Source organism: Aquimarina sp. Aq78, assembly GCF_900299525.1.
Lineage (GTDB): Bacteria > Bacteroidota > Bacteroidia > Flavobacteriales > Flavobacteriaceae > Aquimarina.
This window is the reverse complement of sequence record NZ_OMKA01000029.1, coordinates 545259-557517: the sequence shown is the minus strand read 5'-3', so window position 1 is coordinate 557517 and position 12259 is coordinate 545259. Positions and strand designations below refer to the sequence as shown.

Below are 12259 nucleotides of genomic sequence, written 5' to 3'. Positions count from 1 at the left end.
TATTGTGATGATTTTAAGTGCATATATTCAAATTTACTGCATTACAGTATAATTTTCCGAATCCTTTAATGTAAATATTGGTTTTTTTTCATCAAAAGGATCAGTAAACAAATCGGCAGCACTTTTAAAATGATTGGTATACATATTATATTTAAGTAATTGATCAGTATTTATAGCAGAGTCATATTGTGTTAGAACTGATTTACTATGCACATTGAAAACGCTATTTTCTAATGAGAAATACTTTTGAAGATCTGAATAGGATTTGTATGTCTTATCAAATTTTACAACATTAGCAAAACCAGATATACGCATGTCGGTAAGGTTCAGTTTAGCTAAATTCTTAGATGAAATTGCAGCTGTAGTATGCTGATAATTGCTTTGATCAGACAAGTTTACTAAAGTTGCATTTTTGATGTGTATGTTTGATAATGATTCTAGATTGATAAAGCCTTCTTTTTTATCATATCCATCTGCTTCGATAACATAAGAACCACTAATATCACTAATATAAGGATGTCTAATTGCAAGAATATTGTTTAATTCTCCACTATACCCTAGTGTAAAATCATAATCATCATCTTTTGCTTTATAAGAGATTAGGTTAGACATGTTCACATTACCTCCAAAGCATTCGAAGGAATCATCAGCCGAGTAACTAATCATGACGTTGTTTATGATGGAACCATTTCCTAAAGCATAAAGTGATAATCCATTTAGCTCCTTGGATTGATTAATTTTTTTCCCTGCATATTCAATTCGAACATAAGACATCATAGTTGTTAATTCATTTTCCTGTGTTCCTCCATATGAAGAATATTGAGGTAGAAAATTTCCTTCTATCATTTTAGATACAGCAGGAGAATTAATTGTGCCGGATCCGGCAATTATAATACCACCCCAATCTCCGGCTTTTCTGGATTTTTGGGCCTTATTTGATGTAAATACAATTGGAAACCCTTTTGTGCCTCTTGCAATTAATTTAGAACCTTTGGTTATTACTAAACTTGCAGCATTTTCGACATCGCATCTGATTATGGTTCCTTCTTGTATCGTTAAAGTGGCATTATTAATTACATAAACATTTCCCGACATTAGGTAAGTTACATCATTTTTTAAATAATAGTTACTATCAATAATATTAGGAAGTACTTCATCTGGTTCTGGGTACTCTCTTTGATTAGGCTCAAAATTTGTCCATCCTTTAATCCATTGCATTTGATTGTCATTAATTTCTGCTTGCGAGAATGATAAAAAGGAAAGGGAACAAAAAAGAATTATGGGGATACTCTTCAATTTCATAGCTATGGGGATTTAGTTTTACAGTAAAATTATAACTATATGTATACTTATATTGTAGGTATAAGATTACTAAATTGTTAACGTATCTTTAACAGGTGTATTGCATCCAAGATTATGTTTTTATCAGTGAAACTCTATTTTGAAAAGCTGCGTAGCAATGTATTCAAAATATACCATTGCACTACATTTTTCAGTGTAACCGTAGCCCTTCGATAAACTCAGGATAAACTGGCTATGCTAAAACTAGGAAAATGTGTCATATTTTATGGTACTTTCAAATCTCATAACGAAGTTCTAATCTATAATTCGGGTTAAAGGGAAACTTGTCGTGAACCCGTTACAAGGTTGTCCTAATTTTTTGATTATTCAAAGAATCAGGACAATATAGTGTCAATAGTATTATAGTTTTACAAAAATGCTAGAAAGGGGGTGTACGACGATTTCCCTTTTTAAAGGAAAATTTGCAATGGTATAAACAATTGTTTATCTATCCCAATTCAATCTCCCAAGGGAGGAGGATAAGTTTCCCTTTGAGTTGGGGGATAAATAAGATAGTAAGGGAAGTTTTTGTTCACCCCAGTATCTGTGCTTGTTTTATAATAGAAAATCTATTACATTTTTGAAATACTGCAAACACTACTGTTTTTCCCTATATTTTTCAATTTTACTATAATAATGATGCTATACAAAAATTAAAAAAAAGCATTAGTATTTATGGTAGTACACTAATGAATTGAATCCTATTGAATAATCCGGGTTTAAATAATTTTTTAAAACAAACTTAATTTCACACAATCATGAATACAAAAAAAATCAGGTCATTTAAAACTCTCGCACTGGGCACAGTTTTACTTTTCGCTTCTTGTCAAAAAGAGAACGTAGAAGAAAGTGTAACCGAAGACGTAACAACATCTAACGGAAAATTAATTGAAAAGTATTTTGATGGAGATTTAGTTACTGTCAAAGACATGGGTAACGGAGAATACCTTTACCATGATGATATCATTCTTTCTGAAGAACATGTATCAGACACTCCTCAAATTGTTGATCAAAAATTAACGTTACAAGATCCTGTTAAAAAATGGCCAAACAACACTGTTATTTTTGCCTTAAGTAGTAACTTAAGTCTTAAGTTACGTACTAATATACTATTGGCGATGAAAAGATGGAGTAGAAAAACTAATATAAAGTTTAAAAAAAGAACCAATGAGTTGTTCGGTTATGTAACTTTCACACAATCTACAGATGTATGTTCAACTTGTGGTTTGGCATCTATTGGGTTCAATTTAGGTGGAGGAATTATTAAATTAGGTCATAATGTCGGTGCCAACCTTGTTACTCATGAAATAGGTCATACGCTTGGTTTTCGTCATGAACAAGCAAGACCAGAAAGAGACAACTATATTATTATAAAATGGGAAAACATTCGAAGTGGTCAAGAAGATCAATTCAAGATTAAGAATTCAAGAAGATTAACTAGGGCATTTGATATTAATAGTATAATGATGTATCATCAATATGCTTTTTCTAAAAATGGTAAACCAACAATTACGTTACTTAATGGTGAAGGCTATACCGGAGCTCAGGAAACTATATCCCCGTTAGACATTATAGGCACTAATTTAGAATATCCTAAAAGATAATTCTATATTTTGATGGAAAATCTCTATACACATATAAATCTGTGATGTAAAAACCAATTGGATCATCATATCCAATAAAATATTATTTTCGAGTATAAGAGAGTACTTGAGAAATCAGGTACACTCTTTTCTATTACATTTATTAATTCTTTGTTTTTGTAGAGTCTTTTTTCTTTTTCTTACCTAAAAACCCTCCTAAAATATTTTTTGCCGTATTTTTTAATGTTTCTTCAGTATTATTTGAATTCGTTTTAGAAGAATCAGTTTGTTTTTTAGAATTTCCTAATAGGTCTGTTAATACTTTCCCACCCTTGCCGATAAGCTCTCCTTTCACTTTTTCTTTCTGTTTATCTACTATTTGTTGTGTGAGTTGTTTTATAGCTAGGTCTGTATTTAAGTTAATCTTTGGGTTTTTAAAATTACCAGAGAGCCCAATTGGTAGCCCAACAGTCATATTATTAGCTTCTTTTTGATCAAGTTGCGAGATCAAATTTCCAACCTCACTACCTAGATATTTGGCCGGTACATCTAGTTTGATATTATAATTCATGTTTTGTTCAAAACTATGGTCCCCACCAGCAGTAACCTTTATCCCCTGGACATCAAACTCAAAAGGTTTTACATTAATTTTTCCATCATCAAAACTCAGGTTAGTTTTAATGTCTTTTAGATTCAATTGATCAATTTCTACAAAATTAAGCTGGTTGTCTAAGGTAGATAAAAATGGAGTCTTAGTTGTAGAAACTTGAGCATTAAGGATTTCGGCAAGTGCTTTACCTTTTAATGAGGTTAAAACAGGAATAAGATTTTCATTGAGATTACCATTCAGGTTGATTTTTGTTGTAAGGTTACCAGTAAGTGCTTTTGCTATGGGAGCTAAACCTTTTATTAATTCTAAATTATTAAAAGATTTTACAATATCTATTTTACTTAAGTCGAGAGCCATATCAAAAGTTGGAACTTTAGACTTAGTAGATACGTTACCATTAAGAGCCATTCCTCCATCAAAAATATTAGAAGTTACGTTTTCTAGATAGGCGGTTTCATCTTTTATCTTTACTGTTCCTTTTGTATTTTGTAATTCTAAGTTATCGTAGAATACTTTTTTGGTATCAAAGTTTAGTGTAGCATCCAGAAAAGAGGGAATTCTCATGGTTTCATCTTCTGTTGTGCTTGCTACCTCTTCTTCGGCTTCGGCCTCTTGTTCACTCACCATAAAATCATCTACAGCAAACACATTAGAGTTTACATCAAAATTTCCTTTTAGGTCTTGCTTAGCAAATAAAAAGCCCATAAGGTTTTGTATAGTACCTGTAGCTGCAAGATCAGATCTTCCGGTGGTGGCCTGCATCTTATCTAATGAGATGGTTTCTGGTGTAAAACTTACATTGGCGTTTTCTATTTTTATTTCATTAGGCGTATCAGAAGAAGCATATGTAAATTGAGAGATACTGGCAGTACCTGAGCTTTTTACATTCTGATATTGTTCCTTTTCTAAAGATTGCATATCAAAATTGGTTTTGACATCTGCATTAACAATTCCATTTATTTTTTCTTCCAATTGTAACGGATATGCCTGATTTAGATTAGCCAGGTTTAATGTGCCTTTCAGCATCATATCTACGACCATGTTTTTAGTTAGATTTCGCAAACTACCTTTGGCAGCAAAAGAATCCTGATCTATTTTGAAAGTTAGATTATCAATGTTTATATATGTATCATCCACTAACCCGGTTTCATTCTTGATCTGAGTATCGATATTTATGCTTTTAACACCTTTAGGTAAGTCAGGGTATTTAAAAGAAGCATTACTTGAAGCGATCTTGATATCCATTTTTGGGATATAAGTATCATCAGATTTTCCTTTAATAATTCCATTAATAGAAAAATCTCCGCTAGTTTGTACTCCATCCAGGTTTTTGACATAAGTTTCGGGGATAACAGCCAGAAAATTCTTAAAATCAGACGAAGGGGTTTTAAAACTAAGATCTACATCAGTATATTTTTCGAATAACTGAACGTAACCAGCAAATTCAAGAGGTAATCTGTTGATCTGGGCCTTATTTTCTTTAAAAGAATAACGTTGATTCTCAAGATCTAATTCTATTTGAGCATCAAGTTGTAATTTGTTTTTATTTAGATACTTAGTGCCATCGAGGTTTAATGAGGCTTCAGTATTCGTTTTGGTATCCAAAATTATTTTCTCACCAGAGATCGACCCATCACCGCTATGATTAAGATCTGTCATCGCCAATATGGTTTTGCTTATATCATCTTTAAATAGAATTTTACTATCGTTTATTTCATAATGATCTAAAGCAAAGGTAAAAGCACCACTTTCTTCTTCTGGTTGAGTTTCTACAACATCTTCCTGTTTTTTAACGATATCAACATTAGAATTTCCTAATGAATCAGTTTTGATTGCAATATTGGCTTCATCGATTACTATTTTTTGAACACTAATAGGTTCTGAAGCATTTTTAAATAACTCTTTAATAGACATATCCAAGGCAATTTTTTTAGAATATGCTAAGGTATCTCCTTCAAAAGGCGCATAATTAATGATCGAAAGTTCATCGATAACCACAGATGCCTGAGGAAAGCTCCTGATAAGACTGATGTCCAAATTTGCAAAATCTACTTTTGCATGTACATGCTCATTGACCAGGTAACGTACTTTGTCCTGGATAGTTCCCTTAAATAAAAAAGGAATTGAGATGACACCTATGATAAGTAATAGTAAAAAAATACCAAGAATTTTGAGGACTTTTTTCATGATAAAAATAGCTTTGAGATAAAGTAACGATTTACAAAGATACGATGTTACTTTTTTTAAGTTAACTATTTGTTAGATTTTAAATTTCCAAAGCTAATTCACCACCTTGTTTTAGCTTAAATCGTTTTCTCATAACATATACACATAGATACAAAATTGGAGTATCTAGTGCAGCAACCAATATTTTAAACAAAAAACCATTAAGTAATAATATTCCAAAACGATCCCAATCGATAATCCCAGCAGAGCAGAGTAATAAAAGAACTGTTAGTGTATCTATAAACTGGGAAGAAAAAGTAGAGAAATTATTTCGCAGCCAAAGGTGCTTTCCTTTGGTGACGCGTTTCCAAAAATGAAAAATCTGGATATCGATATATTGTGCAAAAAGATAAGCCATCATTGATGCAAATACAGCAATTACTGTAGCGCCAAAAACCTGATTAAATATTTCATCATTTATTGGAGACCAAGCCGTAGCAGGAACCGAAGATGAAGCATATACGATAAGTAATGAAAAAAAAGATGCAAAAATACCAGCAGTAACGATTTGATTAGCTTTCCTCTTACCATATACTTCACTAATAATGTCTGTGATCAAAAATGTAATAGGGTATGGTAGAATCCCTACAGAAATTTCAAAAGTATATATTCCAAAAAAATCCCAGTAAAAGAATTTTTGAAAAATAAGATTAGATACCACCAAAGATGAAATAAAAAGCGCACCAAGTATCAGGTATATTCTATAAGCAGTACGTTTATTTTTTAAGTTTAGAAGAGTTTCGCTCAAAATAAAATAATAGTTAATAATAGTTCGCTCAAAAATAAGGCGAAGTGATTTTGTTTTGTTTAATTTGTCCTAAAAATAAGGAGTTCTGATCAGAATATAAAAAATCCAATATTGAAAACATCCCGTTTATTACATATTTCATTAGGAAGTAATATAGGAAATCGCATAGATTTTCTGCAGAATGCTGTTAATGAGATATATGAAACGATAGGAGATATAGTTTCAATTTCTGGAGTTTATCAAACTCCGGCCTGGGGATTTAATAGTGATGATTTTTATAATGCTTGTGTTACAATACGTACTTTTCTTTCTGAAACTGAAGTATTGACGATCTTGTTAGGAATCGAAAACTCTCTGGGTAGAAATAGAACAGATGGCGAAGGGTATGAGGCAAGAACGATTGACCTGGATATTATTTTCTCTTCGGAAGGAAATATAGAAACCAAAGAATTGATAGTTCCCCATCCTGCAATGCAGGATCGAAAATTTGTGCTAGAACCACTAGCAGAGATTGCGGGAGATATGGTACACCCAATATTGAAGCAAAACGTAAAACAATTGTTAAAGAGTACTTCTGATGATTCAAAAGTGACTCTACTTGGTGAAAAAATAACAAACCCAAAAGAGAAGTATACTTTATCACGGTTTCAATACCTTACTGTCGAGGGAAATATTGGAGCTGGTAAAACAAGTTTGGCACAATTGATTGCTAAAGAGTTTAATGCAAAACTCATTCTGGAACGGTTTGCCGATAATCCTTTTTTGCCAAAGTTTTATGAGGATATGGAGCGTTATGCTTTTCCTCTCGAGATGTCTTTTCTGGCAGATCGTTATCAACGTTTACAAGATGATATAGCGCAATTTGATTTGTTTAAAGATTTTGTAGTGAGTGATTATGATGTATTTAAATCATTGATTTTTGCTAAGGTTACTTTACAATCAGAAGAGTTTATGCTGTATAAAAAAGTATTTGACCTGATGTATAGAAATTTAGCCAAACCCGGACTATACGTTTATTTATATCAAAATACAGAACGTCTTTTAGAAAATATCAAAAAAAGAGGTAGAGACTATGAGCAAAAAATCCCTGCAGAATATCTGGATAAGATCAATAAGGGGTATTTGCAATTCATGAAATCACAACCGCAATTTAATATAAAGATAATCGATGTATCTGAACGGGATTTTATAGCAAACCGATCTGATTACATTTCGATTATCGAAGAGATTTCAAAATAATGCTATCCAGCTTGATTTAACTCCTTTGCTATTTTTTGCACTTCATCAAGAACACGTAACAGATTTCCACTCCAAAGTTTTCCGATTTGTTCTTCTGTGTATCCGCGTTTTACCAATTCTAGAGTTACATTAAAAGTTTCAGAAGCATCACTCCATCCTTCAATTCCACCACCTCCGTCAAAATCAGAACTAATGCCTACATGATCAATGCCAATTTTGTTAACCATATAATCAATGTGATTTACAAAATCCACGACATCTACAGCAGGAGGAAGACTATCCATTTTTTTTACTTTTTTTCTTCGAATCGTTAGCATTTTCATATAAAAATCATAGTACTTTTCTTTTTCTTCGGTACCTAGCTTAGCTATTTCTTTTCGATCTATCCAAGTTACTCCCATAGAATCAGCAATTTGCTTAGCTATTTCTACTTCTTTCTTATTTCGTTTTTCAAATTTCTCTGTATTTAGGTAAGAGGTAAAAGCTACGGTTTGAACCACACCACCATTTTCTTTTAACCATTGCAATTGTTCGTCATCCAGATTTCTACTATGATCACATAATGCTCTTGCAGAAGAATGAGAAGCAATGATCGGAGCTTTGGTAAGCTTGATCATTTGTCGCATAGATTCTTTAGAAGGGTGGGAAACATCTATCATAATCCCTGTTTTATTCATTTCTGTAATAACTTCTTTTCCTAGATCGCTTAAGCCATTATGCAACCAAATGCCATCTGCTTCACCAGTATTAGAATCACAAAGCTGGCTATGCCCATTATGAGAAAGTGACATATATCTGGCACCAAGGTCATGAAACTTCTTTACATTACTAATATCGGTTCCTACGGGATATCCATTTTCGATACCAATCATAGCTACTTTTTTTCCTTTTTTATGAATACGACGAACATCATCAGATGTTAAGGCTAGTTCAATTTGATCTGGTGCAATTTCTTCTGCTAGTTTATGAATAGCCTTAAATTTTGACATTGCAATTTCGTACGCTTTTTCATAACCTTTAGTTGTTAGAGAGTCTTGTCCTGTATAAACAATAAACCAGGCAACATCTAATCCACCCTTTTTCATTTTTGGTAAAGTGATTTGTGAACTAAGATCCTGAGTGTAATTTATAGAGTCTGTAAAGTTTTTTACATTAATATCACAGTGAGTATCTAGAGTAATGACTTTATTATGAATTTCTTTTGCTTTGGCGATAAGTTGATCCTCTGTAATGGTTGATTGATCTTCTGTAGAAGTATCTTTTTTCATATTCTCTTGTTTGCATGAAATAAGTAAGAGTACAATAGCAGCAAAAATTGAAAAGTTTTTCATAATTAGATGTGATTATGTGTTTTATAGCGTTATAAACTTACAAAACAAATTCCAGATGATATTTTTAATAATAGAAACTGCCCGAAAAAATTCTCGGGCAGTTAGGGTACATTCAAAAAAACTAAACAAATCTTATCTTTTGATAAATTTTTGAGTTACTTGTCCTTCTTTATTATTAATGATTATAAAATAAACACCGTTACTTAGATTACTAACATCGTAAGCCGTAGTTTCGTTATTAGAATCTACTATGTCAATTGTTTTTCCTAGAAAATCTGTAATGGTGATTTGTGTTTTTCCTCCATTTTTCGAGAATCCAGGATGTTGGATAGATAAAGAGCCAGATGCAATAGGGTTGGGATAGATACTTATCTTTGGATTCGTTGTACGGATTTCATTATCAGTGAGATCACTATCTGCAGAACCAGAAGTAATTTTTAAATTATCGATAGCCATATCACTTCTGTAACTAGATCCTGTAGTTCCTTTAAGTTGTAATTTTATTGTAGATCCGCTATAAGTAGATAAGTTTACGGTTTGAGAACTCCAACTATTTCCCTGGTTTCCATTTTTGCTCCAGGCAGTGGTCCAGTTTACACCATCATTGGTAGATACACGTATTTCTAAAGTACCCATATTTGATCCATACATGTGATAATCAAAGCTAAGTTCTGCATTTGATTCACTGGTTAAATCTACACAAGGACTTGTTAATAAAGCTACTTTATTAGGAAATCCATTTCCGCTACCAGAAGCTTCGGTAAAAATGTAATTACTACCATTAGTTGCAGAAGAAGGCCCTGTGCTAGATGATGGCGTGCTATTGCTATCAACGGTCCAGTTTATATTATCACTAGTTTCTTGTGTCCATTCACCAATCCCGGATTCAAAACTTTCGTTATAAGGAAAACTGGTAATCCCGTTACAAGAAGAAGGATTGGTTGTAGTTTCCTTGATTTTGATATTATCAATTGCTATATCACTTCTCCAACTCGTTCCTGTTGTTCCTTTAAACTGCAATCTAATCACAGAACCAGAATATCCAGAAAGATCAACAGTTGCTTGATTCCAGGTGTCTCCTTTGGCTCCATTTTGTGACCATATAGAAGTATAAGATGTTCCATCATTAGTACTTACCAAAACTTCTATAGTTCCTATATCTCTACCTAGCATGTGATATCCAAATTCTAGAGACATATTACCAGCCTGGGGTAAATCTATACATGGGCTGTTTAATATTGCTGTTTTATTAGGACTCCCGGCTGGGGTTACATTTGTAGATGCTTCTGTGTAAAGGTAGAAAGAGCCGTTTTGTGCTGTAGAAGGTCCTGTTCCCGACGAGGGAGTTCCGTTAGAGTCTCTTGTCCATTCGATATCATCTCCTGTGGCATTAGTCCAATCTCCTAATCCAGATTCAAAACTTTCACTATACGGAAAATTACTGATAGTGGAGCATACGGGTGGATTTGTTGGACTGGTTAAATAAGCTCTGTCTGATTCTAATGATGCTACAATAGCATTTTGTTGTTGACTAGAGAATCCCCCTGTACGACAACTTTTACGAGTGTAAGACATTACATTGTTAACATCGGGTTGATATTGATCTCCATTGGCATCTGTTGCTGTTCCGGTATAATTGCAGCTAGAATTAACAAGGCTACTAAGTCTTGGATCTGCTGGGGTATCGCAGAAAAAATCTCCTGCAGAAGAGCAGTTTGTTCGTTGTACAAGTTCTCTTCCATTAGACGTAGAGTGCGTATGCAGGATAGAAAAATAATGCCCTAATTCGTGAGAAGAAGTAGAGCCATTTTGTGAGCAAGAAGCATCTAATATTGCTCGGTTTCCGGTTCCCGGAAATTTAGCAAATCCACAGATGGTAGAACTGCCCGAAGTTACTTCAGAAAAGTAAAAAATATTGATAGCCTCGGCAACTTCATATTGTACTAGTTGACTGTCATTGCTTTTATTAAAAGAATTATTCCAACTGGTCTTGTCAATGTATTTGGTAGGTGCATATTCGTGAAATGAAATATTCATCGGAGCATACGTTGCATTTAATTCATCCATTACATTTTGAATCTGTGCGCTGGATACTGCAGGAGAACCTCCGCTCGAGTTACGAGAGACATGATGTTGTATTGGTAATGATACAGGTGTTGCCAGAGCCTTACTGCCGTTATCGGTAATAGATTTAAGGCGTTTGAGCATAAAAGTATCGTAGTTTTTAGGCGGTTCTGCACCACAATCTTTTTCCTGAGCAAATCCGAATTGTGTTGTTGTTAGCATTGCGAGCGCGAGAAAAACAACTGCTTGTTTTCTTAATTTCATAAGTTTGAGTTTGTTAATGTTTTTTAATAGTTCTTATTAATAAAGACGTAAAAAAGATAAATAACCCTTATAAAATTATTTTTTGTGTTAAAATAGTATAGATCAGGACTGGGATTCTATATCAGAAAAGAGAAGGATAAGTATAGTAGTTTTGTTTCGAAATCTCCTATAGCTTATTAAAGAGATCCCAGATCACAACTCCTGCACTAACCGAAATATTGAGAGAATGTTTGCTACCGTATTGAGGGATTTCAATAACAGCATCACTTTCAGAAACAACTTGCTGCTGGACACCTTTAACCTCATTCCCAAAAATAATTGCATATTTTTGATTGGGTTCTAGACTAAAGTCATTTAACATAATTGCATTTTCTGCTTGTTCGATAGATAAGATTTTTACATGCTGAGACTTAAGATTCTGTACTAGCTGTAATGTATCTTTTTGATGCTCCCAATCTACAGTGTCGGTAGCTCCTAATGCAGTTTTTTGAATATCTTTATGGGGGGGAGTTGCAGTTATACCACAGAGGTATATTTTTTCCACTAAAAATGCATCGGCAGTTCTGAATACTGATCCGATATTGTTTAAACTTCGAATATTATCCAGAATAATAATTAAAGGAGTTTTTTTTGATGCCTTAAATTCTTCTACAGTCTTACGATCGAGTTCGCTATTTTTGAGTTTTCTGCTTCCTTCCATTATCGCAAAAATAGTATTTATCACAAATTCTACGATTTATACTCGATAAAACTTTGAGAATTCTTTACATTTTTTGAAATGAATTATGGTGTTAAACAATCATTATTTAAAATAATTTACAAAGTCCTTGTATTTAATGTAGTATAGACCTCT

General features: G+C 33.1%; 8 protein-coding genes. 2 read left to right on the top strand and 6 right to left on the bottom strand.

Features of this window, described 5'->3' with window-relative positions; all coding sequences use genetic code 11:
- Positions 1–33 precede the first annotated feature (33 nt).
- A complete protein-coding gene (locus DG435_RS21790; protein WP_159025669.1) occupies positions 34–1302 on the bottom strand; it encodes a hypothetical protein in 1269 nt (422 codons plus the stop codon).
- A gap of 797 nt (positions 1303–2099) precedes the next feature.
- Here DG435_RS21790 and DG435_RS21785 point away from each other — a divergent pair.
- Complete coding sequence (locus DG435_RS21785; RefSeq protein WP_106793811.1) at positions 2100–2945, top strand: M57 family metalloprotease; 846 nt, start codon at positions 2100–2102, stop codon at positions 2943–2945.
- Positions 2946–3087: 142 nt separating this feature from the next.
- On the opposite strand, the gene DG435_RS21780 is transcribed toward DG435_RS21785, so the two are convergent.
- Positions 3088–5721, bottom strand: a complete 2634-nt coding sequence (locus tag DG435_RS21780) for an AsmA family protein (RefSeq protein ID WP_106793810.1) — start codon at positions 5719–5721, stop codon at positions 3088–3090.
- 79 nt (positions 5722–5800) lie between these two features.
- A complete protein-coding gene (locus tag DG435_RS21775) occupies positions 5801–6508 on the bottom strand; it encodes a queuosine precursor transporter (RefSeq protein ID WP_106793809.1) in 708 nt (235 codons plus the stop codon).
- Between the two features lie 111 nt (positions 6509–6619).
- Between DG435_RS21775 and folK the strand changes: the two genes are divergently transcribed.
- Entirely contained in the window at positions 6620–7747 is a 1128-nt protein-coding gene (gene folK / locus DG435_RS21770; protein ID WP_106793808.1) for a 2-amino-4-hydroxy-6-hydroxymethyldihydropteridine diphosphokinase, read from the top strand.
- Between the two features lie 2 nt (positions 7748–7749).
- On the opposite strand, the gene DG435_RS21765 is transcribed toward folK, so the two are convergent.
- The 3 genes from DG435_RS21765 to DG435_RS21755 all read right to left on the bottom strand — a co-directional run bounded on the left by DG435_RS21765 (position 7750) and on the right by DG435_RS21755 (position 12106).
- Positions 7750–9078 carry a dipeptidase gene (locus DG435_RS21765; RefSeq protein ID WP_106793807.1) on the bottom strand — a complete coding sequence of 443 codons (1329 nt, stop codon included), beginning with the start codon at positions 9076–9078 and terminating at the stop codon, positions 7750–7752.
- Positions 9079–9210: 132 nt separating this feature from the next.
- Entirely contained in the window at positions 9211–11406 is a 2196-nt protein-coding gene (locus DG435_RS21760; RefSeq protein WP_106793806.1) for a T9SS-dependent choice-of-anchor J family protein, read from the bottom strand.
- 166 nt (positions 11407–11572) lie between these two features.
- A complete protein-coding gene (locus tag DG435_RS21755) occupies positions 11573–12106 on the bottom strand; it encodes an RNA methyltransferase (RefSeq protein WP_106793805.1) in 534 nt (177 codons plus the stop codon).
- Between the last annotated feature and the right edge of the window lie 153 nt (positions 12107–12259).